Source organism: Paracoccus zhouxuedongae, from assembly GCF_041927815.1.
Lineage (GTDB): Bacteria > Pseudomonadota > Alphaproteobacteria > Rhodobacterales > Rhodobacteraceae > Paracoccus.
This window is the reverse complement of record NZ_JBHFHM010000008.1, coordinates 27,016-48,543: the sequence shown is the minus strand read 5'-3', so window position 1 is coordinate 48,543 and position 21,528 is coordinate 27,016. Positions and strand designations below refer to the sequence as shown.

Here is a 21,528-nt window from a genome sequence, read left to right as displayed (position 1 = left end):
GTGGGACACCCCAAGACCAGGTGGGACAGAAGCGTCGTCTGGCGCATTTTTCTTGAATGGGTGCGCGTGTCATGATTCTCTGCCCATGACCAAAGCCGAAGGCCCACGTTTCAGGTGAGCCTTCAACATGACGCCGACCATCCAGACTGCGGATCTGCACCTCGAACAGGGGCGCCTTTCCACGTCCTGCATCCTTGCCCTCGACCTCGGGACAACGACAGGTTGGGCCTTGCGTGGCCATGACGGTCTGATCACCTCTGGCACGACGTCCTTTCGCCCCGGGCGGTTCGACGGCGGCGGTATGCGGTATCTTCGCTTCACCAACTGGCTGACCGAGGTCGACCGGCTATCAGGCCCCATCGCTGCGATCTGGTTTGAGGAAGTCCGCCGCCATGTCGGAACGGACGCTGCCCATGTCTATGGCGGGCTGATGGCCACGCTCACGGCATGGGCTGAACTCCGCGGCATCCCTTATGAGGGCGTTCCGGTTGGCACCATCAAGCGCCATGCCACCGGCAAGGGCAACGCCGACAAGCAGGCGATGATCGCGGCCGCGCGGGCGCGCGGGTTCAGTCCCGCCGATGACAACGAGGCGGATGCCATCGCCATCCTGCATTGGGCGATCGAAACGAACGGGGGTGTCGCGTGAGGTGGTATCCCCGCGGCTATGGTGGCACCCGCCGTGATCCAGATCGCGTCAAGCAGGACGGCTGGCATGACCATGGGCTATTGGCCGTGTCCATCGACGACCCGCGTCTCACCTGGCCGGAGCAGGAACTGGTCCGCCAGCTGGGTGAAAAACTCTACGGCCCGCGTGTCGAGCCAAGGGAGGTGGCCAATGGGTGATTGGACACCCGCCATGGTCGAAGCGCGCCTTGAGAGCGCGGCCGATGTCTTCCGGTCACTGCCCGATGTGAAGCCTCAGGGCTACTTCAACGCCTGGCCTGAGTATTTTCACACCTTCGCCGATCAGGTCGGTCAGGAACCTCGGATGCGACGGCCGAAGCCCGGCCCGCGAGACATCACCCAAGCCGACGACGCTCTGCTATGGTTGCGCTGGCTGGACCCGGCCGACGCGCGCCTTGTCTGGCTCCGGGCGAACCGCAAGCCATGGAAGCCAATCTGCTGGGAACTGGGCATCAGCCGCGCCACCGCCAACCGGCGCTGGCAATATGGCATCGCGGTCATCGTCTGGCGACTGAACGGCAGACACGTGCCGTCGAAGCGGTCGATGGAGTTCGTGGCGACCCGAGCCAAGCACCTTGCAGAGCGATAATTGAGGTTGCAGGAACCCGCCTCGCGCTCAGTAGTCGAAGATGTCGTCAAGGTCCGTGTAGAAGCCATACTTCGGCGCTTCGACCTTCTCGAGACCGAAGGTGTAGAAGTGCTTTCGTGCGGCACGCCAACCTCGAACCAAGCTGGGAACTCTCGCCTCTGGTTTCGGATCGCCTTTCCAAGCGGCTGGGTCCAGCCATTCTCCGGTCGCAAGCTGCTTGTTAGACGGCAACGGACAATTCACACCATACTTCGAGTGCAATATTTCATTTCGAGCACGCATGGCGCGCCGAACAATGTTCAGTATCCAGCCATCCAGCTCCTTCAGGGGCGTAGGATCCTCCAGCAGGCAGTAGAACCCCATCAATCCCTTCATCTTGGGTAGCCTCTTGCCGTCATGAATGAATGCGTTTAGCTCCAATTCTGACAAGCCACCATAAAGAGAGCGACGCATCTCATAGATCAAGCCAAGAAGGTCCCAATCATATACTGGCGCGACCACACTGCATCTGCTCTTGTTGAAGCCAGTCGAAATATAATGAACCAAGTATATATTGGAAAGGCGCGAAACACGACTCTTTATTCTGCTGACTGTTTTGTCGGGAACTGTGAGTCCGCCTGGAGAAAAGCGGTACCCAAGATAATCAAAGTGAGCAAATGTTCTAAGCTCCTGCGCGCGAGGTGAAATAATGGCAACGCCGGGGGATTTTTCAGAATTCACCTTTAATCCACTGGTTCTGCAGTGATCAAAGAAGCATTTCTCGATCAATTGCGCCTGCGAATAATCTGAGCACAAGGCCACTACGTCGTCTGCAAAGCGAACAAAACGACCCGCTGAAGCGGTCAGTTCAACGTCAAGGTCATGGTTGGCGAGATTTGCGAGCAGCAACGATACCGACGAACCTTGAGGTGTTCCCTTGTACCTCCTCTTAAATTTACCAGAGCCATACTGACTATACTCTGCGAACTGATGATGCATGAAGCGATCAAAAATATGCTTCTCATGCGGAGTTAGGCTCACCTGTCCCGAGTCTTCGATTTTCCCTCTTAAATAGCCGGAAGGAATATTATCGAAATATTTCTCGAAATCGATCTGAACGGCAAACAGTTTTCCACGATGGTCGTACTCACTCAGCGCCAGGATGGCATCGAATACATTCTTGTCCGGATGATAGGCGTACGAAGCGGGGGAGAGCCGCTTCAGGTTGCGACCTCGCGCACGACGTAGCACAACATTGGCGAGGGCAGCGTCCGGGATAGCGAAACCCATGACTTCTCGTGACGTGCCATCAGGTTTCGGAATTTTGTAGCACACTGCCGGAACCGGCTCATATGCTCCGGTCAAGACTTTATGCCAGATCGTCTTGGCGAGGAAATTCGCATTCCGAGAGCAGTACTTGGGATCAAAGTGCCTTGAGATTGGAGCCGCAGGCTTTCGTGAGGATGGCCCAGCGGCAAGTCCCGTGCGTTTCGTGAAACGCTCCTGATACTGCTCCTCTAATTTTTCCGATCTCTCTTTCTTCTCAAATGCGCGTTTTGCAAGCCTTTTGATTTCAACTTTAATCGCGTTCTGCATGAATATTCCTGACTAGGTCGGCGGCGAGGGCGGAGAGTCAGGGAGTCCGACAAGATGATCCACCTCGTCGTCGCGCTCATCTCCTTTGTCTAGGACAGAAGACTCGCACGTCATCGGCAACCTGGTCGCCCGGTACTTTGCCCCCGCCGCCTCGGCTACTACGCCAGTGGTAAAATGAGTATTCGCTCCGAGCTGGCCGGTCAATGTCAAGTTCGTTGCGTGACCGCGACTTATTGAATTCTGTCAAGATCATCTGTCTTGGCGAGACACTTTTCTCCGAGACACCAGACCCCAAGACAGATCGCGTCCAGGACGCTACAGATTCAGTATGCTCGGGAGAAGAGCGCGCAGGCACTGGCCGCGTCGCTGGCTTCCGGGGTCCAGCGAGGGGACCAGTCGGGGTCCGAACTGCCAAGCCTTTGATATATTGGTTCCTTCCTGGCCGTTTTCCTATGCTGGCGGGCGAAGCGCGGCACATCGCTAGCGACAGGGCCGGATTTTTGGGAAGCCACCCGGAAGCCAGCGCCGACTAGACCCGCCTGAAACACTGCAAATTCAAACCCTTGATTCTGGACACCCCTGGTGGCCGCTGGACCCCGCTTGGAGTCCAGTCTGGACCCCGGAGTCCGAAAGCCTGGGGTATCCACCTTGATCCGAGGAATGACCCGCCGATGACGCTGAGCTTTGCCCCGGATCGGATCGCGATGTGGCCGCTGGCGAAACTCCAGCCCTACGCCCGCAATGCGAAGGCGCATGGCGCGGACCAGGTCGCGAAGATCGCCGCTAGCATGGCGGAGTTCGGCTGGACGGTGCCCTGCCTCGTGGCAGAGGATGGCGAACTGATCGCGGGTCATGGCCGGGTGCTGGCCGCGACGCAGCTGGGGCTGCTTGAGGCGCCGGTGATAGTTCTGGGCCATCTGACCGAGGCGCAGCGCCGGGCGTACCGTATCGCAGACAACAAGCTGACGGAGCTTGGCACCTGGGACGAGGCGCTTCTGTCTGCGGAACTGAACGACCTGCTGGCCGAGGATTTCGACCTGTCGCTTGTTGGCTTCTCCGACGGCGAGTTGGACAAGCTTCTGACCTTCGCGCCGGAGGGGGACGGGGAAGAAGGTGGCGCCGGGGGCTCCGTGCCGCCGGTGACCATCCCCGAGCCACCGCGCAATCCAGCATCACGAACCGGGGATCTCTGGATCCTTGGCGACCACCGGCTGCTCTGCGGCGACAGCACCAGCGCGTCCGACGTGCGCCGCCTGATGAATGGCGAGCGGGCGATCCTGTTCGCCACCGACCCGCCATACCTTGTCGACTACGACGGCTCGAACCATCCGACCCGGAACAAGGACTGGTCTGCGTCCTACGGCACCACGTGGGACGACAGTTCGCAGGGCGCGGAACTCTACGACGGTTTCATCGCGGCGGCCGTGGCCGAGGCCATCGCCGAGGACGCCGCCTGGTACTGCTGGCACGCCTCGCGCCGCCAGGCGATGCTGGAGGCTTGCTGGGAAAAGGCGGGTGCCTTCGTCCATCAACAGATCATCTGGGTGAAGGACCGCGGGGTTCTGACACGGTCGCATTACCTCTGGAAGCACGAGCCTTGCTTCATGGGCTGGCGCCGCCCGAACCGCCCGCCGAAGGTGGCCGAGGAAACGCTGCCATCGACATGGGCGCTGCCCAGCTTCGCAAAAGACGACCGGCCCGACCATCCGACGCCGAAGCCGCTCGACGCCTTCGGGATCCCGATGCGCCAGCACGTTGCCCGAGGCGGCCTCTGCTACGAGCCGTTCTCAGGCTCAGGCTCGCAGATCATGGCGGGCGAGGCCAATGGCCGTCGCGTCTTCGCAATGGAAATCAGCCCGGCCTATGTCGATGTCGCCGTCGAGCGCTGGCAGGCCGAGACCGGCCGCGACGCGATCCTCGACGGTGACGGTCGGACCTTTGGGCAGGTGAGAACCGAGCGGCTGCGCGACGACACGGATACGCCGAACCCGGACGCCGCCCCCGAACCCGCGCGAAAGCGCCAGACCGCCGCGTGACATGCATGACCTGGCTTTACCTTCCTCCGGAGTCGCTTCCGGAGCCGGAGACGCATGCCTCTTCGGCCTCTCGCTCTGCTCCGGCGCGGGCGGTCTCGACCTCGGGCTCGCCATCGCCATCCCCGGATATCGTGCTGTGGGCCATGTCGAACGGGAAACCTTTGCCGCAGCCACTCTCGTGGCGCGGATGGAAGACGCGTCCCTGGATCAGGCTGTTGTCTGGGACGACGTTGGAACCTTCGATGGCCGCCCGTGGCGCGGCGCGGTGGACATCGTCACTGCGGGCTATCCGTGCCAGCCGTTCTCCGTCGCGGGCAAGCGCCGGGGTGCCGACGACCCGCGCCACCTCTGGCCCCATGTCGCCCGCATCATCGGCGAGGTCGAGCCGCCCTTCGTCTTCCTCGAGAACGTCGCCCATCATCTCCGCCTCGGCTTCCCCGAAGTCGCCAGCGGACTGGTCGGCATGGGCTACAAGCTTGCGGCAGGCCTCTTCACTGCGGCGGAAGTCGGCGCGCCCCACAAGCGCGAGCGGCTGTTCATCCTCGCCGTCCGAGTGGGGGACGAGCTGGCCGACCCCGCGCGCCTGCTCTGGCACCCGGTCGAGTGGCGGGAACCGGACGGAACTGCTGCGGCTATGGCCGACGCCGAGAGCCAGCGCCAACGAGAACCGGCAGACGAAACCCACGCCGTCGCAGGAAGCGGGGCAGCATGGGATGAACCTGGCAACGACGGCGGCGCTCTGGCCGACGCCCATGGCGAACGACGGCTGCAAGCCGAGCGCCGGCAACCGTCGCTCGGCCGACCTGACGCATTCGGCGGGGCTGTGGATGACGCCGACGGCGCGCGATCACAAGGACGGGGCGACGAGCCTTGCCAACACGCCGGTGAACGGCCTGCTTGGCCGCCAGGTCCTGGTGACGCCGATGGCTGGGCGCGATACCTCCGAGCCGCGCCAGACCTTGAACCCGCTGTTCGTCGAGGCGCTGATGGGCTGGCCCATCGGGTGGACCGGCTTCGCCTCTGTGGCAACGGTGTGGTCCCCCTGGTTGCGGCGCATGCGCTCAGAACTCTGGCAGCTGAACTGTTGGCCGAAGGATGAGGCACCGACATGAAACAGTCGCGCCTCATGTCGCTGGTCGAAGCGGTCGCCAATGTGATCGTCGGTTACGGCATCGCTGTCATCACGCAGATCCTGATCTTCCCGGTCTTCGGGCTGCACACGACGCTGGCGCAGAACCTCAAGATGGGCGCGGTGTTCACCGTGGTGAGCATCGCACGGTCCTACGTCCTGCGGCGGCTGTTCGAGCGGCTGCGGCGGGTCTGATGCGGCCGCTGGCAGATCGGCCATCCCGCTGGTAGCCTTGGCGCATGTCCGAAGGCTGGCAACATATCGAGATCAACGATCACGGGACCATCGTTATCCTGCGTCCGATTTCGGACGAGGGACGGGACTGGTTTGCGGAACATGTCGGCGAACCTGAACCGGGCGGCATCTACACCTGCGAGCCGCGCATGGCACAGGATATCCTGCAGGCCGCCGCCCGAGATCTGCTTTCGTGGCAATGAGAAACCGCCGCCCGGTCGGGGCGGCGGCGTAGCAATCGTCTCACGGAGTCAGGCTGCCGGAAGCCTGTAGACCCGTCCGCGCCCCTCGACTTTCTCGGATGTCACCTCGAGCCCGAGCTTCTTCTTAAGGGCCCCGGCCATCGCGCCCCGCACGGTGTGTGACTGCCAGCCTGTCGCGGCGCTGATCTCCTCGATGGTCGCGCCGTCCGGCGCACGCAGCATGGCGATCAGGGTGGCCTGCTTGGTGCCCTCGCGCGGCGTGCGCGTCTTGGGTGCGGCCTTCGGTTCGGTGGGGGTGTCCGGCGCGGGCTCGTCGGTCGGCGCGTCCGTCGCGCCCGCAGGCGCGGGGTTCGCGTCCTCGGTCTCGATCCCGATGGCGGCGAGGCCTGCGTCGGTGGCGACCAGCGTGACGCCGTGGCCGTCGCCGGTCTCGCGCCAGATGGGCTCGCCCTTGCGCATGTCTGCGTCGACTTCCTGCAGGAAGCCCTTGGCGAGCATCGCGCCGACCACCTTGGCGGCTGCGCCGCCGCGCAGGCTCTCGGGCAGCGGCAGAGCGATGTGCTCGGGCCGCTGGGCCGCGGCGCTCAGGATCAGGGCTTGGGTGTCGGAAAGCTTGGTCATCGTCGTCTCCCGTATCGGGGCGCGCAGGATGCGAGCCCTTCTACGAGGTCGAGCCCGCCAGTCGGCGGGCGGGACCGGGAGCGGGTCGTCTCACTCGGCGTGTTCGCCTTCCCTGAAGGCCATGTCGGTGATCTCGCGCAGCTTGGCGCGGTAGTGGTTCAGTGTGCCGACATGGCCCCAGTTGATCTCGTCGGGGCTGGTCTCGAAATGTTCCGCGCTGAGGGCGGCGAGCCGTTCCAGCATCGCGTCGATCTCGGCCTTGGCGGCGATGAAGGCGTCGAGGGCTTTGTTCGACCGCTCCCTCGAACCGGTGGCGGGAGCGGTCTCACTGTCAGTCGCGCGGCGGGTCATTGTGGTGGCTCCGTGGTGAGTTGCATCGCTTCGTTGGAGTGACGTTCGCTCCGGTGGCGACGCTTATCAAATCGATAAGCACATGAATCTGAATGATAATCGGAGCCGTCGATGCAGGGCATGAGCGAGCGCCAGTACGCTGCGCATGTCGGGCTGTCGCGGGGCGCGATCCAGAAGGCGAAGACGGCCGAGCGGCTGGTCCTCTATCCCGATGGCAGCATCAACGCGGCCGCCAGCGACACCCGGCGCGCCGAGACGACGGACCCGTCCAAGACCCGGAAACCGCCGGCGCCGAAGCTGAAGCCCGTCCCCGAGGCAGCAGTGGCCGCCGTCGGCGACACGCTGCGCGAACAGGGGCTGGCCGTGCCCGCCGTCGGCGGTGGCACGACCTTCCTGCAGGCGAAGACGGCGAACGAGGTGCTGAAGGCGCAGGAGCGGCGCATCCGCCTGCAGAAGCTGAAGGGGGAGTTGATCGAGCGGGCCCGCGCGCTGGCGCTGGTGTTCCGGCTGGCGCGGGAGGAACGGGACGCGTGGGTGAACTGGCCCGCGCGCGCGGCGGCGCTGATGGCGGCCGAGCTCTCGGCGGCATCAAGCGACGCGACAGGCCAGCAGATCGCCATGGAGCCAGCCGCGATGCAGAAGGTCTTGGAGAAACATGTACGCGCCCACCTCGACGAACTCGCCGAGGTCCGGCCCGATTTCCGGTGAGAGCGGCGATGATCCTGGCGGCCTGACGGACTTCGACGGCGCGGGCGAGATCCTGCGCGCCTGGGGCAGCGGGCTCCGGCCCGACCCGGACCTGACCGTCTCGGAATGGGCGGACCGGCACCGGATGCTCTCGGGGCGCGCCTCGGCCGAACCGGGGCGGTATCGCACGGTGCGCACGCCCTACATGCGCGAGATCATGGACCGGCTGTCGCCCGGCGATCCCACGCAGCGGATCGTGTTCATGAAGGCCGCGCAGGTCGGCGCGACCGAGGCGGGCAACAACTGGATCGGGTTCGCGATCCACCAGGCGCCGGGCCCGATGCTCGCGGTCCAGCCGACGGTGGAACTGGCCAAGCGCAACTCGCGCCAGCGGATCGACCCGCTGATCGACGAGAGCCCCGAGCTGCGCGAGCGGGTCAAACCCGCCCGATCCCGCGACGCGGGCAACACGATGCTGTCCAAGGAATTCGCGGGCGGCATCCTGATCATGACCGGGGCTAACTCGGCGGTCGGACTGCGCTCGACCCCGGCGCGGTACATCTTCCTCGACGAGGTCGATGCCTATCCCGCCTCGGCCGATGAGGAAGGCGACCCTGTGACGCTGGCCGAGGCGCGGTCGCTGACCTTCGCGCACCGGCGCAAGGTGCTGCTGGTCTCGACGCCCACGATCCGGGGGCTGTCGCGCATCGAACGGGAATATGAGGCCAGCGACCAGCGGCGGTTCTTCGTTCCGTGCCCGCATTGCGGCGCGATGCAGTGGCTGAAGTTCGACCGGCTGCGCTGGCAGAAGGGCCGCCCGGAGACGGCGGAATATCACTGCGAGGGCTGCGAGCAGCCCATCGCGGAACACCACAAGACGGCGATGCTGGAGGGCGGTGAGTGGCGGGCGACGGCCGTCGCCGCTGACCCGACCACGGTCGGATATCACCTCTCAGCGTTCTATTCGCCGGTGGGCTGGCTCAGCTGGTCCCGCATTGCCCGTGGCTGGGAGGCGGCCCAAGGGTCGGACGAGGCGATCAAGGCGTTCCGCAACACCATCCTCGGCGAGACATGGGTCGAAAGCGGCGAAGCGCCGGACTGGCAGCGGCTTTACGACCGGCGCGAGGCGTGGAAGCCGGGCACGGTGCCAGCGGGCGGGTTGTTCCTGACCGCCGGGGCGGACGTGCAAAAGGACCGGATCGAGGTCGATGTCTGGGCCTGGGGTCGCGGGCTGGAGAGCTGGCTCGTCGATCACGTGGTGATCGAGGGCGGACCCGACCGGCACGACGCGTGGTCGGAACTGACGGCGATGCTGGACAGAAGCTGGCCGCATGAACGCGGCGCGCATCTCAGGATCGCGCGGCTTGCCATCGACACCGGCTACGAGGCCCCCGCCGTCTACTCCTGGTCACGGGCGCAAGGCTTCGCGCAGGTGTCGCCGGTGAAGGGCGTCGAGGGGTTCAACCGCTCGAGCCCGGTCTCGGGACCGACCTTCGTCGACGCAACCGAGGGCGGCAAACGCCTTCGGCGCGGGGCGCGCCTCTGGACCGTGTCGGTCTCGACCTTCAAGGCCGAGACATATCGCTTCCTACGGCTGGAGAGGCCAACCACCGAGGAACGCGCCGAGGGCTCGGCTTTCCCGCCCGGCACGATCCATCTGCCGACATGGGTGGAAAGCGAATGGCTGAAGCAGGTCGTGGCCGAACAACTGGTGACGGTCCGCACCAAGCGCGGCTTCGCAAAACTCGAATGGCAGAAGCTACGCGAGAGGAACGAGGCGCTGGATTGCCGGGTCTATGCCCGCGCGGCGGCCTGGATCGCGGGTGCGGACCGCTGGCCTGACGAAAAATGGCGCGACCTCGAGGATCAGCTCGGGGCGGCGCCAACGGAAATCGATGGCGCGGGGCGGGTCAACCAGCCGCAAGCCGTACCCCAGGGAAAACGGCAGTCGGACTGGCTTGGCCGACGCGGAGGATGGTTCTGACATGACCGACTGGACGGAAACCGAACTCGCAGCACTCCGCCGCGCCTATGCCAGCGGCACGACCCGGGTCAGCTATGATGGAAAATCCGTCGACTATGGCTCGGCAGAGGATCTGCTGGGCCGCATCCGGACCATCGAACGCGCCATCGCTGGGACCACACGGCCGCTGCCTGTGGCCGGGTTGGCGGGCTTCAGCCGTGGGGATCGCTGATGCCCGCGACCTGGATGGACCATGCCATCGCCTCCGTCGCCCCGCGCTTGGCGGCCCGCCGCGTGCTGGCACGGCAGGCCTTCGAGACCCTGGCGCGCGGCTATGATGGTGCGTCGAAAGGGCGGCGGACGGACGGCTGGCGCGCGCCGGGATCCTCGGCCGACACCGAGATCGGCGTGGCCGGGGCGCTCCTGCGCGACCGGATGCGCGATCTGGTGCGCAACAACCCGCATGCGGCCAAGGCCGTGGCGGTGCTGGTGAACAACATCATCGGCGCGGGGATCATGCCGCGCGCCGCGAGCGGAGACGACAAGCTGGACGGGAAGGCCGACGCCCTGTTCACCCGCTGGACAGCGGACTGCGACGCGGACGGCCAGCTGGACTTCTACGGTCTGCAGACGCTGATCTGCCGCGAGATGGTCGAAGCGGGCGAGGTGCTGGTGCGCCGTCGCCTGCGGCGCGCCAGCGACGGCCTGCCGGTGCCGCTGCAATTGCAGGTACTGGAGGCCGACTTCCTAGACGCCACCAAGTCCGGCGCACTCGGCGCGGGCCGCCTCGTGCAGGGGATCGAGTTCGATCCGGTCGGCAAGCGTCGGGCCTATTGGCTTCATGCCGCGCATCCGGGCGATGCATGGGGCGCGCTGCAAGGCGGGCTCGGATCGCGCCCTGTCCCGGCGACCGAGATCGCCCATGTTTACGAGAAGCAGCGCACGCAGGCGCGCGGCGTTCCCTGGGGCGCGCCGGTGATCCGCAGCTTGCGCGATCTCGACGATTACGAGGTGGCCGAACTGGTCCGCAAGAAGACCGAGGCCTGCGTCACCGCCATCGTCTTCGGCGACGACGAGGCGCAGCAGGGCATCGCACCCTCCGTGATCGATGCCGACGGGAACCGGGTCGAGCAGTTCGAGCCGGGGCTGATCGCCTATGCCCGCGGCGGCAAGGACATCCGGTTCAACCAACCCGCCGCCACCGGCGGCTATGGCGAATACAAACGCGCCAGCCTGCACACGATCTCGGCTGGGTTCCGCGTGCCCTACGAGCTGCTGACCGGCGACCTGTCCCAGGTCAACTATTCCTCGATCCGGGCGGGGCTCGTCGAGTTCCGCCGCATGATCGATGCCGTCCAGTGGCAGCTCTTCATCCCGATGCTCTGCGCGCCAGTCTGGCGCTGGTTCACCGAAGCCGCATGGGCGGCGGGCCAGATTCCGACGCCGGATGTCCCGGTGGAATGGTCACCGCCGAAGTTCGATGCCGTCGATCCCTACAAGGACGCAATGGCCGACCTGCTGGCGATCCGGACCGGCACGATGACGCTGGCGCAGGCCATCGCGCGGCAGGGCCACAACCCGGACGCGGTGCTGGCAGAAATCGCCGCGACCAACGCCAAGCTCGATGGCCTCGGTCTCGTGCTCGACAGCGATCCGCGCCGCGTCACCAAGACCGGCAGCGCCCAGGCGGGCGACCCGACCGCAGGGCCGACCAGTGACCCGGCCGCCCCCGCATCCGAAACAGAGAAGGAATAGGGCCATGCCCGAGACCATCATGGCGGCTCCGGTCGCCCTGCCGATGCAGCTGCGGCGCGCGCCCATCCTGCCCGCGACCGTCAACGCCGAGGCGCGCTCCGTCGACGTCGTCTTCACCACTGGCGCGGCCGTCCGGCGGCGGCGCTGGACCGGCTGGGACACCTCAGTACCCTTCGACGAAATCCTCGAGGTCAGCGACCGGGCGGTGGACCTCACGCGCCTCAATGCCGGGGCCCCGGCGCTCGACAGCCATTCGGTCTGGTCCTCGCATTCGCAGGTGGGCGTGGTCGAACGCGCCTGGATCGAGGGCAAGGAAGGCAAGGCCACCATTCGTTTCCCCCGCGAGGGGCTCGACCAGGCCGCCGACCGCATGTTCGGCCTGATCAGCGACGGCATCATCCGCAACGTCTCGGTCGGCTATTCCATCGAGCGGGTAAAGGTGGTCGAGCCCGCCGCCAAAGGAGAGGTCGAGCAGCGCATCGTCGAACGCTGGACCCCACTCGAGGTCAGCTTCGTGACCGTTCCGGCCGATCCCCGCGCGCAGGTCCGCGCGGCCGATCAGGCCAGCTATCCCGTCGAAATCGTCGACACACGCATGCAAAAGGAGGCATCCATGCCTGAGAGCACGACCACCGTGGCTGGGGATGTCCCCGCCAGCACCGAGACCCGCCAAGCGCCCATCGCGGCCCCGGCAAACCCCGAACCGACCGCCGCGCGAATGCCGGAACCGGCTCCGGCGCCCGACAGCGAGGTCATCGCGACCCGCGCCCGCGAAGCGGAGCGTAATCGTGTCTCCACGATCTACGATCTGACCAGCCGCCTGAACCTCGAGCGCAGCTTCGCCGAGGACCTGGTCAGGCGCGGTGTCAGCGTCGACGAGTCCCGCCGCCTGATCCTCGATCAGGTCGCCGCGAAGTCGGATGAGACCCGCACCTTCCCGCATGTCGCCGTCCCGCTCGGCGGCCGGGACGAACGCATCACCCGCCGCGACGCGGTGGCGAACGCGCTCCTGCACCGCTACAGCCCGACGCTGTTTCCGCTGGAGGATGCCGCCCGCCAGTACCGCGGCATGGCGCTGCTGGAACTGGCCCGCGAGAGCCTCGGCAATGCCGGGGTCAACACGCGCGGCCTGTCGCGTGACGAGGTCGCGACGCGGGCGCTGCACTCGACCTCGGACTTCCCCGAGATCCTGTCGGCGGTCACCAACAAGACCCTGCGCCAGGCCTATGACGCCTATCCCCGCACCTTCGCGCTCTTCTGCCGCCAGGTGCTTGCCACCGACTTCAAGTCCATGCACCGCGTTCAGTTGGGCGAGGCCCCGCAGCTTCTGGAAGTGGGCGAGAGCGGCGAGTTCAAGCGCGGCACGCTCGGCGAGAGCAAGGAGAGCTACAAGGTCAAGACCTATGGCCGGGTCGTCGCCATCACTCGGCAGGTGCTGATCAACGACGATCTCGACGCCTTCACCCGTATCCCGGCGATGTACGGCAACTCCATCGCCCAGCTGGAAAGCGATGTCGTCTGGGGCATCATCACCGCCAACCCGGCGATGGCCGACGGAAATGCACTCTTCCACACCACGCACAAGAACCTCGCCGGGACCGGTGCCGCGCTGGACGTGGCAAGCGTCGGTGCGGCGCGGGCGGCGATGGCGCTGCAGACGGGCCTCGACAAGAAGACGGTGCTGAACATCCGGCCCGCCTTCCTGATCGTCCCGGCCGCGCTGGAACTGAAGGCCGAGCAACTGGTCGCCCAGAACCTCGTTCCGGCCGACAGTGCCAAGGTGGTGCCGCAGTCGATCCGGACGCTCTCGCCGATCAGCGAACCGCGCCTCGACGCGGCCAGCGCCACCTCCTGGTATCTGGCGGCCTCGCCCAACCAGATCGACACCATCGAATACGCCTATCTGGAAGGCCAGCAGGGCGCCTACATCGAGACGCGCAACGGCTTCGACGTCGATGGCGTCGAGATCAAGTGCCGCCTCGATTTCGGCGCCAAGGCCATCGACTGGCGCGGCCTTTACAAGAACCCGGGCGCGTAACCCGCACCTCATGACGAACCCCGACACGCGGGCGGTCCACTCGGGCCGCCCTTCGTCTTTCCACAAGGATCCTCCCCATGAAGAACTACGTCCAGCCCGGCAATACCATCACCCTGACCGCGCCCTATGCCGTCGCCTCCGGCGATGGCCTGCTCGTCGGATCCATTTTCGGCGTGGCCTCCGGCACCGCTGCCCTCGGCGAAACCGTCGAGGCCGCGCTCACCGGCGTCTACGATCTGAAGAAGGTCGCATCGCAAGCCTGGGCCGCAGGTGACAAGGTCTATTGGGACAACACCGCCAAGGAAGCGACCAAGACCACCACCTCGAACACCCTGATCGGCGTGGCCGTGGTCGCGGTGGCGGGTGGCGCGAGCGATATTATCGGCCGGGTGCGGCTGAACGCGAGCTTCTGATGAGCGCCTTTGCCGCCGCCGTGGGCGCGCTTTTCGCCGACCCGAACATCGGTCGCGACGCGGTCTACATCACCGACGGCGGCGCGCCGGTCCTCGTGCGCGTCGTCGCCCGGCGTGCCGATGCCGTCACCGACTTCGGCGACGCGCGGCTCTGGTCCGAGACGACCCGGATCGATCTGCGCGTGGCCGAGGTGCCCGCCCCGCGCCCCGGCGACCGCATCGAGATCGAGGGCGAGGCCTTTCTCATCCACGGCGAGCCCGTCCGTGACCGCGAACGGCTGGTCTGGACCGTGGATCTGAGGCCCGCGTGAGACTGAAGCTCGATATCGATCCCGACATCGTCGCGATGATGGCGGCGGAGGTCTCGGCGGGCGAACGCGCGGTCTCGGCCGCAATCCGCGAGGCCGGGACAGGGCTGAAGGCCGCCTGGCGGCTGCAGATCACCGGCGCGGGGCTCGGGGCCCGGCTCGCTCGCACCATCCGGTCGGAGCAGTTCCCCAAGGCTACGCCCAGCCTCAACGCAGCCGCCGTGGTCTGGTCCAATGCCCCGGTCATCGTCGGCGCACATGACACCGGTCCGCTGATCCGCTCGAAGAATGGCTTCTGGCTGGCAATCCCCACGCCTGCCGCGGGCAAGTCCCTGCGCGGCGGCCGGATCACCCCCGGCGAATGGGAACGCCGCACCGGCTTGCGCCTTCGGTTCATCTATCGCCGCCGGGGCCCGAGCCTTCTGGTGGCCGAGGGGCGGTTGAACACGAAGGGCCGCGCCGTGGCGTCCAGGTCGAAGACCGGCCGGGGCCTCGTGACCGCGCCGATCTTCCTGCTGGTGCCGCAGGTCAAGTTGCCAAAGCGGCTGGACCTAGAAAGGGATGCAGAGCGGGCTCATGACGCGGTTCCGGGGCTGATCGTGGCGAAGTGGGTGGAAGCGCGTTGAAGTTTTTCCGGCGCACGAGCGTCAATGCCGCTGCCATCATGGAAGCAGTAGGTTGGTTTGGCCAGGAACCTCACCAAGGTGCCTCCGCAGGAGCGGCTGCAATGCTGCGCGGGATGGAATAAACGACTCGTGGTAGCCGAAGTCGTGCCAGTCAATGTCAGCCCGCGCGCCAAGGCGATCTTGGTGCATCTTGTCCCGCACCTCCTTTACCCGGCGGACATTTGCATCAAGTTGCGCTGCTCCGGTCGGATCGAACTCTCGGCAAAGTGCCGCAATCCAGTCGTTCGTGTTGACCCGAGCGCCTGCGGCGCCGTTGTCCCCAATTCCTGCTAGGTGATGGACTGATCCAAGCCCTTCGCAGACCGAAAACACCCCAACGCTGAATTCGAAGTTCATGATTTGGAAGTAGGGCTCAAAGAGTACTGATCTGCCGGATATCCGCTCCCCATGTGGAACGATAAGGCCAGCCTTCATCTCGAGGCCAACCATAATGTGTTTCAAATTAGACTGCAGCCTTCTCCCGACATCTGGGTGAATGCCGGCCGGGACTGCCCTGATCAGCCAAGGAAGCCAATCAGCGGATGTCGAAAGCGCATGAAAGCCAGGCGGATTGTCGGGATAAAGATCAAGATAGAACACTCTTGGGCCTCTCACTGATCCGCGGGATCACGGTACTGACGGATACACGACGAAAACTGATGGTAACCAGCCCCTGGCAGAGTAGAAAATGCCCACCCCCCGCGAAACCATCCTCGCCGCGCTGCACGCGCGGCTTTCGGCGTTGCCTGCCACCGCCCTGCGCGGTGACGTGCTGCCCGAGCGGCTGCCAACCGCTGGCCTCCTGATACTGCGCGACGGCGAACCGGGGGAGCCCGAGGTCACACTGTCACCGCTGCGTTATCACTACCAACACCGGGCCGAGATCGAGGCAGTTGTACAGGGTGCCGCCCGTGACGCCGCCTTCGACACCCTCTGCGCCAGCATCGGCGCGGTAATTGCGGCCGACAGGACGCTGGGCGGCCTCTGCGACTGGGTCGAGGCGGAAGCGCCGCGCCCGGTCGATCTTCCAGTCGAGGGTGCCGCCAGCCTGAAGGCGGCGGTGATTCCGGTCGTCCTGCACTATTCCACGGCCGATCCGCTCGGCTGACCCCACTCACCACAGGAGAACACGATGGCACGAGCCCATGGGGCGCGGGCGCAGATGGCGCTTGCGTTCGAGACCGTCTATGGCACCGCGCCCGCCTCGGGCTATCGCACAGTGCCCTTCGCCAGCACCACGCTCGGCTCCGAACAGCCGCTGATCGCCTCGGAGCTGCTGGGCCAGGGGCGCGATCCGCTGGCCCCGATCAAGGATGCGGTCACCGCCGACGGCGATGTCGTGGTGCCGATCGACGTCGAGAATTTCGGGCTGTGGCTGAAGGCGGCCTTCGGCGCGCCGGTCACTTCCGGCACCACGCCCAAGACCCACACCTTCCAGTCCGGCAACTGGACACTACCGAGCATGGCCATCGAGACGGCGATGCCCGAGGTGCCGCGCTATGCGATGTACACCGGCTGCGTTTGCGATCAGCTGTCGTGGCAGATGGCGCGGTCGGGGCTGCTGACAGCGACGGCGCGGTTGGTGGCGCAGGGCGAAAGCGTCGCGGCGACCACGGCTGCGGGCACGCCGACGTCGCTGGCCCTGCAGCGGTTCGGGCATTTCAACGGCGCGATCACCCGCAACGGCTCGCCCCTCGGCAACGTCATCTCGGCCGAGGTGACCTATTCCAACGGCCTCGACCGGATCGAGACTATCCGCTCCGACGGCCGTATCGAGGGCGCAGACCCCGGCATGGCCGCGCTGACCGGCCGGGTGGAGGTCCGTTTCGCCGACAGCACGCTGATCACGCAGGCCATCGACGGCACGCCTTGCGAACTGGTCTTCGCCTGGAGCCTTGGCGCCAACGCCAGCTTCACCTTCACCGCCCATGCCGTCTACCTGCCGCGTCCTCGGATCGAGATCCCGGGCCCGCAGGGCATTCAGGCCACCTTCGACTGGCAGGCCGCCAAGGCCGTCAGCCCCGCCCGCATGTGCACTGCCGTCCTCGTCAACACCGTTGTGAGCTATTGAACATGATCAGACTCAACCTGACCGCAGCCCCTGCTTGGCTGACCATCGCCCCCGGCCTTCGCCTGCAGGTAGCACCCCTGACCACCGCGTTGATGGTTTCGGCCCGCGCTGACACTGCCATCGAAGCCCTGCCGGAAACCGCCGCCCAAGAGGAAATGGCGCTGGCCATGGCCAAGGCCGTCGCCCGCCGTGCTGTGCTGGATTGGGAAGGGGTCGGCGACGACGCGGGTGATGCCGTGCCCATCACCCCCGAAGGCATCGACGCCCTGCTAGAAATCTGGCCGGTCTTCGAGGCCTTCCAGACCCAATATGTCGCCAAGGGCCTGATCCTGGACGCGGAAAAAAACGTCTCCGCGCCCTTGCCGAATGGTCCTTCGGCGGGGGCGACCGCTACTGCGCGGCCTGCACAGGGCGTTGCCCAGACTGCCCCGCAAGACTGAACCGGCCAAAGACGGAAGATGGCTGGCAGGTCTGGGATCTGGTCGGCCGCCTTGGCGGGCAACTGCGCGTGATCCCCGGCGCGGTGCTCGGCTGGGACATGGGGGGGGCCTTGGCGATGGCCAATGCCCTCGGGATCGACGCCCTTATCGCCGCCGAACTGCTGCCCGAGATCGAGGCAGTGATGGTGCGCAAGCTGAACGAACAGATCGGAGAGTGACATGGCTGAGAAGAGGGTCTCTGTCCGCTTGGTCGCAGAAGGTGGCCGCCAGGTCCGTGCCGAACTGGAAGGAATTGGCGAGGCGGGCACGCGCGGGTTTGGCCGCCTTTCCTCCGAGATGGAATTGGCCAACGCTCGGCTTGGCAGCTTCGCCCGCAAGGCCGGTATCGCGCTGGCGGCGGCCACCGCCGCCGCTGCTGCTGCGGGCGTGGCAATGGTCCGGTCGGGCCTCGAGGTCATCGGCGCTCAAGCGGACATGGCCGCCTCGCTGAAGACCACGGTCGAAAGCCTGCAGGTGCTGACATGGGCTGGGGAGTTGGCCGGTGTCTCAATGGGCGAGATCGAACAGGCCACCAAGAAGCTAACCACGCGGCTGTCTGAAGCCGCCGCTGGATCCGGATCGGCTGTTGGGGCTTTGCAGCGGCTGAACCTGACAGCCGCCGAGTTGCAAGCGTTGCCGCTCGATCAACGCATCGTCGCCATCCAGGAGGCATTGAATCAGTTCGTGCCGGAGGCCGAGCGCGCCGCCGTGGCATCCGACCTTTTCGGCGACCGGGCCGCACTGGCCTTCCTGCGCATTGACGCCGCTACCCTGCGTGAGGCTGCGCAAGATGTGCAGGATTTCGGGGTGGCGGTGAGTGCGGCCGACGCGGCGCAGATCGAACGCACCGGCGATGCCATCGCCAAGCTGAGCCTGATCTGGCTCGGCCTGACCAATCGCCTGACCGCCGCAGTCGCCCCGGCGCTGGAGACGGTGGCGAATGCACTGGCCGATATGGCGCGCGGCACCGGGCCAATCGGCGGCGCAATCACCGCAGTCTTCGACAACCTCGCCCGGCTTGCCACCTATGCCGCGACCTTTGCCGCATTCATGGCGGGCAGCTGGGTAGCCGGGCTGGCCGTTGCCGCCCTGTCGGTGCGCGGCCTTGCCACGGCGCTGGTCTTTCTGCGCGGGGCGCTGATCCGCACCGGGATCGGCGCTCTGATCGTTGGCGCGGGAGAACTGGTCTATCAGTTTTCGCAACTTGTGACCCGCGTCGGCGGCGTGGGCGAGGCCTTTCGGCTGCTGGGCGATCTGGCATCGGAGGTGTGGTCACGCATCGGCCTCGCGCTCGACGCCGCATTTGCCAATATGGCCGCTGGCTGGGAGGGTCTGAAAGCGGCCGGACTGTCGGCGCTGGAAGGTACCATCGCGGGCGTCGTCAGTTTCGGCGACCGGACAGCCGCCATTTTCCAGGGGGCCTATGACGCTGCGGTGGCGATCTGGGGCAGTCTGCCCGGCGCCATCGGCGATTTCGCCTTTCAGGCCGCGAACGGGCTGATCTCGGGTGTCGAGGCGATGCTAAACGGCGTCGTCACGCGCATCAACAATTTCATCAACGGATTGAACGCCGCGCTGGACCTGTTGCCGGACTGGGCGGTGGGCGAAGGTGGGGTGCGGATCGGCACGCTTGACCCGGTGGAACTGGTGCGGATCGGCAACCCGTTCGAGGGTGCCGCAACCGCCGCCGGGGCAGCCGCCGCAGATGCCTTTTCAGCCGCGCTCTCTCGCACCTATCTCGAGCCACCCGATCTCGGACTGGGCGCGATGGCCGACGATGCGCGTGGCCGGGCCGATGGCTATCGCGAGGCAGCGGGAATGCTGGCCGATACCGCCGGGCGTCCGCTGGCCAGTTGGCAAGCGCTGCGCGACGCGGTGACCGGCACCGGATCGGATGCCGAAACGGCGTTGGCAGATGCCGCCAGTTCGGCGGACGCCCTGAACACAGAATTGGAAGACACCGCAGCCGCTGCCGGAAGTGCGGGCGCTGCGGCGCGCGAAGCCGGGGCGGCGGCGGCTGACGGGGCTGATCGGGCTGCGACCGGCTGGGGCGCGGTGACCGCAGCACTCGCCGACTATGCCGCCAAGGCGCGCAACATCGGCGGTGATATCGGCCAAGCGTTGGTCGGCGCCTTTACCTCGGCCGAGAATGCTGTTGGCGAGTTCGTCAAGACCGGCAAGCTCGACTTCCGCGATCTGGTGACGTCGATGATCGCCGATCTGGCCAAGCTGGCGGCGCGGACTTTCATCCTTGGACCGATTGCCAACGCCCTGTCGGGAGCGCTCGGCGGCGCGGGCGGGATCTTCGCCAACATCCTCCACGCGGGTGGCATGGTCGGATCGCCGGGCCCGGGCCGCATGGTTCCCACGCTGGCCTTTGCCAATGCCCCGCGCATGCACGCGGGCGGCTGGGCCGGGATCAAGCCCGACGAAGTTCCGGCGATCCTTCAGAAGGGGGAGCGCGTGCTCTCCCGCCGCGAGGCAGCAGGTTACGGCCAATCCAGCGCGCCTGCGGTCAACGTCACCATCATGGCCCGCGATGCCGAAAGCTTCCGGCAATCCCGCACGCAGGTGGCGAGCGACATCGCCCGCGCCGTATCGCTGGGCCGGAGAAGTATGTGATGGCGTTTCACGAGGTCAGGTTCCCCGACAACATCAGCCGCGGGGCGCGCGGGGGGCCGGAACGGCGCACGCAAGTGGTCGAACTGGCGTCTGGCGACGAAGAGCGCAACGCCAGCTGGGCCAACTCGCGCCGCCGCTACGATGTTGCCTACGGCATCCGGCGTGCGGATGATCTGGCATCGGTCGTTGCCTTCTTCGAGGCCCGCAACGGTCGCCTGCACGGCTTTCGCTACAAGGACTGGGCGGATTACAAATCCTGCCTGCCGTCGCAGCCGGTCGCGCCGACCGACCAGCCCATTGGCACCGGCAATGGCGCTGTCACCACCTTCGCCCTGCTGAAGCGCTACACTTCCGGCGCGCAAAGCTGGACCCGCGCCATTGCCAAGCCGGTAGCAGGGACCGTCCGCATCACCCTGAACGGCGTCGAGCAGATGTCGGGCTGGAGCGTCGATACGACCACTGGCAACGTCGCCTTCACGACCGCCCCGGGCGCGGGCGTCGCTATCACGGCCGGTTTCGAATTCGACGTCCCCGTCCGTTTCGACACCGACATGCTCGACGTCACGCTCGATCTCGAGCGGCTGGGGTCGATCACATCCATCCCGCTCTTGGAGATCCGGCGATGAACGAAGAAACCGGCTTTGTCGCCGCAGTCCTGCGCGATCTTGCAACCTCCACCGCCGTCATCCTTGCGGCGTGGGGCGCACTGGGCGGAGCCACCAACGCTCTCACCACCCGGATGCGGCTGCGCGATGCGTTGCGCCACATTCTACTCGGCGGTCTGATCGCGGCCGGGATGGGAAGCCTGTCCATGGCGATCATCACCGCCTGGCTCGGCCTGCCGTCGCAAGCGATCCCGGCCGGGGGTGCGGCGGGCTCGGCTGCCTATCTGGTCGGCGTCTTCGGCCCTGCTTTCATAGAGGTTGTCCTCGCCCGCCTGCGGAGCGGCAAGGGGGGCACCCCCGATGCATGAACTCCTCCGCCTTGCGCGCGCCATCCGCTGCGACGCCGCCGACCCGGCACAGGCCTTCAGCCACCGCCTGCGCATCGGTCTTCTGGTCGCCGCCCTGATCCTGATCCTTTCTTCCATCTTCGGGTGATC

At 66.2% G+C, this 21,528-nt stretch carries 26 protein-coding genes and 1 pseudogene; 23 read left to right on the top strand and 4 right to left on the bottom strand.

Annotated features, from left to right (window positions below; genetic code table 11):
* Positions 1–127: 127 nt before the first annotated feature.
* Both ACEYYA_RS10860 and ACEYYA_RS10855 read left to right on the top strand, forming a co-directional pair.
* Positions 128–649 carry a crossover junction endodeoxyribonuclease RuvC gene (locus tag ACEYYA_RS10860; RefSeq protein ID WP_374800497.1) on the top strand — a complete coding sequence of 174 codons (522 nt, stop codon included), beginning with the start codon at positions 128–130 and terminating at the stop codon, positions 647–649.
* Between the two features lie 189 nt (positions 650–838).
* Positions 839–1,276: a DUF6362 family protein gene (locus tag ACEYYA_RS10855; protein WP_374800495.1), complete on the top strand. Its 438-nt coding sequence runs from the start codon at positions 839–841 to the stop codon at positions 1,274–1,276.
* Between the two features lie 27 nt (positions 1,277–1,303).
* On the opposite strand, the gene ACEYYA_RS10850 is transcribed toward ACEYYA_RS10855, so the two are convergent.
* Complete coding sequence (locus tag ACEYYA_RS10850) at positions 1,304–2,851, bottom strand: reverse transcriptase domain-containing protein (RefSeq protein WP_374800493.1); 1,548 nt, start codon at positions 2,849–2,851, stop codon at positions 1,304–1,306.
* Positions 2,852–3,522: 671 nt separating this feature from the next.
* Here ACEYYA_RS10850 and ACEYYA_RS10845 point away from each other — a divergent pair.
* From ACEYYA_RS10845 to ACEYYA_RS10825, 5 genes and pseudogenes are all read left to right on the top strand, one after another.
* Positions 3,523–4,887 carry a site-specific DNA-methyltransferase gene (locus tag ACEYYA_RS10845; RefSeq protein WP_013654494.1) on the top strand — a complete coding sequence of 455 codons (1,365 nt, stop codon included), beginning with the start codon at positions 3,523–3,525 and terminating at the stop codon, positions 4,885–4,887.
* A gap of 1 nt (position 4,888) precedes the next feature.
* A pseudogene (locus ACEYYA_RS10840) lies at positions 4,889–5,395 on the top strand (DNA cytosine methyltransferase); the annotation flags it as partial.
* Positions 5,396–5,639: 244 nt separating this feature from the next.
* A complete protein-coding gene (locus ACEYYA_RS10835) occupies positions 5,640–5,999 on the top strand; it encodes a hypothetical protein (RefSeq protein ID WP_374800691.1) in 360 nt (119 codons plus the stop codon).
* The gene (locus tag ACEYYA_RS10830) at positions 5,996–6,211 is read left to right on the top strand and encodes a DUF7220 family protein (protein WP_013654496.1); all 216 of its coding nucleotides are present in this window, start codon (positions 5,996–5,998) and stop codon (positions 6,209–6,211) included. The genes ACEYYA_RS10835 and ACEYYA_RS10830 overlap by 4 nt, the downstream gene beginning before the upstream one ends.
* A gap of 44 nt (positions 6,212–6,255) precedes the next feature.
* On the top strand, positions 6,256–6,453 hold the full coding sequence (locus ACEYYA_RS10825; protein ID WP_013654497.1) for a hypothetical protein: 198 nt from the start codon (positions 6,256–6,258) through the stop codon (positions 6,451–6,453).
* Between the two features lie 48 nt (positions 6,454–6,501).
* On the opposite strand, the gene ACEYYA_RS10820 is transcribed toward ACEYYA_RS10825, so the two are convergent.
* Positions 6,502–7,074: a DUF3489 domain-containing protein gene (locus tag ACEYYA_RS10820; RefSeq protein ID WP_374800490.1), complete on the bottom strand. Its 573-nt coding sequence runs from the start codon at positions 7,072–7,074 to the stop codon at positions 6,502–6,504.
* Between the two features lie 90 nt (positions 7,075–7,164).
* On the bottom strand, positions 7,165–7,425 hold the full coding sequence (locus ACEYYA_RS10815) for a hypothetical protein (RefSeq protein ID WP_374800488.1): 261 nt from the start codon (positions 7,423–7,425) through the stop codon (positions 7,165–7,167).
* 111 nt (positions 7,426–7,536) lie between these two features.
* Between ACEYYA_RS10815 and ACEYYA_RS10810 the strand changes: the two genes are divergently transcribed.
* The 8 genes from ACEYYA_RS10810 (at position 7,537) to ACEYYA_RS10775 (ending at position 15,215) form a co-directional block, all read left to right on the top strand.
* Complete coding sequence (locus ACEYYA_RS10810) at positions 7,537–8,133, top strand: hypothetical protein (protein ID WP_374800486.1); 597 nt, start codon at positions 7,537–7,539, stop codon at positions 8,131–8,133.
* The gene (locus ACEYYA_RS10805; protein WP_374800484.1) at positions 8,081–10,096 is read left to right on the top strand and encodes a phage terminase large subunit family protein; all 2,016 of its coding nucleotides are present in this window, start codon (positions 8,081–8,083) and stop codon (positions 10,094–10,096) included. Before ACEYYA_RS10810 ends, ACEYYA_RS10805 begins: the two co-directional genes overlap by 53 nt.
* Position 10,097: 1 nt before the next feature.
* Positions 10,098–10,307 carry a phage head-tail joining protein gene (locus ACEYYA_RS10800; RefSeq protein WP_071167294.1) on the top strand — a complete coding sequence of 70 codons (210 nt, stop codon included), beginning with the start codon at positions 10,098–10,100 and terminating at the stop codon, positions 10,305–10,307.
* A 14-nt stretch (positions 10,308–10,321) separates the two neighbouring features.
* Complete coding sequence (locus ACEYYA_RS10795) at positions 10,322–11,830, top strand: phage portal protein (RefSeq protein WP_374800482.1); 1,509 nt, start codon at positions 10,322–10,324, stop codon at positions 11,828–11,830.
* 4 nt (positions 11,831–11,834) lie between these two features.
* Positions 11,835–13,868, top strand: coding sequence for a prohead protease/major capsid protein fusion protein (locus ACEYYA_RS10790; RefSeq protein ID WP_374800480.1), 2,034 nt, complete (start codon positions 11,835–11,837; stop codon positions 13,866–13,868).
* A gap of 77 nt (positions 13,869–13,945) precedes the next feature.
* A complete protein-coding gene (locus tag ACEYYA_RS10785; RefSeq protein WP_374800478.1) occupies positions 13,946–14,281 on the top strand; it encodes a DUF2190 family protein in 336 nt (111 codons plus the stop codon).
* Positions 14,281–14,592 carry a head-tail joining protein gene (locus ACEYYA_RS10780; protein ID WP_374800476.1) on the top strand — a complete coding sequence of 104 codons (312 nt, stop codon included), beginning with the start codon at positions 14,281–14,283 and terminating at the stop codon, positions 14,590–14,592. Before ACEYYA_RS10785 ends, ACEYYA_RS10780 begins: the two co-directional genes overlap by 1 nt.
* Entirely contained in the window at positions 14,589–15,215 is a 627-nt protein-coding gene (locus ACEYYA_RS10775; RefSeq protein WP_374800474.1) for a DUF6441 family protein, read from the top strand. Before ACEYYA_RS10780 ends, ACEYYA_RS10775 begins: the two co-directional genes overlap by 4 nt.
* 36 nt (positions 15,216–15,251) lie before the next feature.
* Here the strand turns inward: ACEYYA_RS10775 and ACEYYA_RS10770 are convergent, their stop codons facing one another.
* Positions 15,252–15,854: a hypothetical protein gene (locus ACEYYA_RS10770; protein WP_374800472.1), complete on the bottom strand. Its 603-nt coding sequence runs from the start codon at positions 15,852–15,854 to the stop codon at positions 15,252–15,254.
* An 88-nt stretch (positions 15,855–15,942) separates the two neighbouring features.
* Here ACEYYA_RS10770 and ACEYYA_RS10765 point away from each other — a divergent pair, with 88 nt between their 5' ends.
* The 8 genes from ACEYYA_RS10765 (at position 15,943) to ACEYYA_RS10730 (ending at position 21,526) form a co-directional block, all read left to right on the top strand.
* Positions 15,943–16,362: an acyl-CoA transferase gene (locus tag ACEYYA_RS10765; RefSeq protein ID WP_374800470.1), complete on the top strand. Its 420-nt coding sequence runs from the start codon at positions 15,943–15,945 to the stop codon at positions 16,360–16,362.
* A 24-nt stretch (positions 16,363–16,386) separates the two neighbouring features.
* On the top strand, positions 16,387–17,325 hold the full coding sequence (locus ACEYYA_RS10760; RefSeq protein ID WP_374800468.1) for a phage tail tube protein: 939 nt from the start codon (positions 16,387–16,389) through the stop codon (positions 17,323–17,325).
* Positions 17,326–17,327: 2 nt separating this feature from the next.
* Entirely contained in the window at positions 17,328–17,765 is a 438-nt protein-coding gene (locus ACEYYA_RS10755) for a hypothetical protein (protein ID WP_374800466.1), read from the top strand.
* A gap of 68 nt (positions 17,766–17,833) precedes the next feature.
* Entirely contained in the window at positions 17,834–17,983 is a 150-nt protein-coding gene (locus tag ACEYYA_RS10750; protein WP_374800464.1) for a DUF7697 family protein, read from the top strand.
* Position 17,984: 1 nt separating this feature from the next.
* Positions 17,985–20,426, top strand: coding sequence for a phage tail tape measure C-terminal domain-containing protein (locus ACEYYA_RS10745; RefSeq protein WP_374800462.1), 2,442 nt, complete (start codon positions 17,985–17,987; stop codon positions 20,424–20,426).
* Positions 20,426–21,052 carry a phage distal tail protein, Rcc01695 family gene (locus tag ACEYYA_RS10740; RefSeq protein ID WP_374800460.1) on the top strand — a complete coding sequence of 209 codons (627 nt, stop codon included), beginning with the start codon at positions 20,426–20,428 and terminating at the stop codon, positions 21,050–21,052. The genes ACEYYA_RS10745 and ACEYYA_RS10740 overlap by 1 nt, the downstream gene beginning before the upstream one ends.
* Positions 21,049–21,399, top strand: coding sequence for a hypothetical protein (locus ACEYYA_RS10735; RefSeq protein WP_374800458.1), 351 nt, complete (start codon positions 21,049–21,051; stop codon positions 21,397–21,399). The genes ACEYYA_RS10740 and ACEYYA_RS10735 overlap by 4 nt, the downstream gene beginning before the upstream one ends.
* Positions 21,392–21,526, top strand: coding sequence for a hypothetical protein (locus ACEYYA_RS10730; protein ID WP_314189696.1), 135 nt, complete (start codon positions 21,392–21,394; stop codon positions 21,524–21,526). Before ACEYYA_RS10735 ends, ACEYYA_RS10730 begins: the two co-directional genes overlap by 8 nt.
* Positions 21,527–21,528: the final 2 nt, after the last annotated feature.

Excerpts from the sequence above, each read along its gene's own strand:
- ACEYYA_RS10795 (WP_374800482.1), top strand. The coding sequence starts at position 10,322 with ATGGACCATGCCATCGCCTCCGTCGCCCCGCGCTTGGCGGCCCGCCGC.
- ACEYYA_RS10835 (WP_374800691.1), top strand. The coding sequence starts at position 5,640 with ATGGCGAACGACGGCTGCAAGCCGAGCGCCGGCAACCGTCGCTCGGCC.
- ACEYYA_RS10845 (WP_013654494.1), top strand. The coding sequence starts at position 3,523 with ATGACGCTGAGCTTTGCCCCGGATCGGATCGCGATGTGGCCGCTGGCG.
- ACEYYA_RS10820 (WP_374800490.1), bottom strand. The coding sequence starts at position 7,074 with ATGACCAAGCTTTCCGACACCCAAGCCCTGATCCTGAGCGCCGCGGCC.
- ACEYYA_RS10850 (WP_374800493.1), bottom strand. The coding sequence starts at position 2,851 with ATGCAGAACGCGATTAAAGTTGAAATCAAAAGGCTTGCAAAACGCGCA.
- ACEYYA_RS10730 (WP_314189696.1), top strand. The coding sequence starts at position 21,392 with ATGCATGAACTCCTCCGCCTTGCGCGCGCCATCCGCTGCGACGCCGCC.
- ACEYYA_RS10735 (WP_374800458.1), top strand. The coding sequence starts at position 21,049 with ATGAACGAAGAAACCGGCTTTGTCGCCGCAGTCCTGCGCGATCTTGCA.
- ACEYYA_RS10815 (WP_374800488.1), bottom strand. The coding sequence starts at position 7,425 with ATGACCCGCCGCGCGACTGACAGTGAGACCGCTCCCGCCACCGGTTCG.
- ACEYYA_RS10745 (WP_374800462.1), top strand. The coding sequence starts at position 17,985 with ATGGCTGAGAAGAGGGTCTCTGTCCGCTTGGTCGCAGAAGGTGGCCGC.
- ACEYYA_RS10805 (WP_374800484.1), top strand. The coding sequence starts at position 8,081 with ATGTACGCGCCCACCTCGACGAACTCGCCGAGGTCCGGCCCGATTTCC.
- ACEYYA_RS10860 (WP_374800497.1), top strand. The coding sequence starts at position 128 with ATGACGCCGACCATCCAGACTGCGGATCTGCACCTCGAACAGGGGCGC.
- ACEYYA_RS10780 (WP_374800476.1), top strand. The coding sequence starts at position 14,281 with ATGAGCGCCTTTGCCGCCGCCGTGGGCGCGCTTTTCGCCGACCCGAAC.
- ACEYYA_RS10810 (WP_374800486.1), top strand. The coding sequence starts at position 7,537 with ATGCAGGGCATGAGCGAGCGCCAGTACGCTGCGCATGTCGGGCTGTCG.
- ACEYYA_RS10785 (WP_374800478.1), top strand. The coding sequence starts at position 13,946 with ATGAAGAACTACGTCCAGCCCGGCAATACCATCACCCTGACCGCGCCC.
- ACEYYA_RS10855 (WP_374800495.1), top strand. The coding sequence starts at position 839 with ATGGGTGATTGGACACCCGCCATGGTCGAAGCGCGCCTTGAGAGCGCG.
- ACEYYA_RS10825 (WP_013654497.1), top strand. The coding sequence starts at position 6,256 with ATGTCCGAAGGCTGGCAACATATCGAGATCAACGATCACGGGACCATC.
- ACEYYA_RS10765 (WP_374800470.1), top strand. The coding sequence starts at position 15,943 with ATGCCCACCCCCCGCGAAACCATCCTCGCCGCGCTGCACGCGCGGCTT.
- ACEYYA_RS10760 (WP_374800468.1), top strand. The coding sequence starts at position 16,387 with ATGGCACGAGCCCATGGGGCGCGGGCGCAGATGGCGCTTGCGTTCGAG.
- ACEYYA_RS10755 (WP_374800466.1), top strand. The coding sequence starts at position 17,328 with ATGATCAGACTCAACCTGACCGCAGCCCCTGCTTGGCTGACCATCGCC.
- ACEYYA_RS10740 (WP_374800460.1), top strand. The coding sequence starts at position 20,426 with ATGGCGTTTCACGAGGTCAGGTTCCCCGACAACATCAGCCGCGGGGCG.
- ACEYYA_RS10800 (WP_071167294.1), top strand. The coding sequence starts at position 10,098 with ATGACCGACTGGACGGAAACCGAACTCGCAGCACTCCGCCGCGCCTAT.
- ACEYYA_RS10790 (WP_374800480.1), top strand. The coding sequence starts at position 11,835 with ATGCCCGAGACCATCATGGCGGCTCCGGTCGCCCTGCCGATGCAGCTG.
- ACEYYA_RS10830 (WP_013654496.1), top strand. The coding sequence starts at position 5,996 with ATGAAACAGTCGCGCCTCATGTCGCTGGTCGAAGCGGTCGCCAATGTG.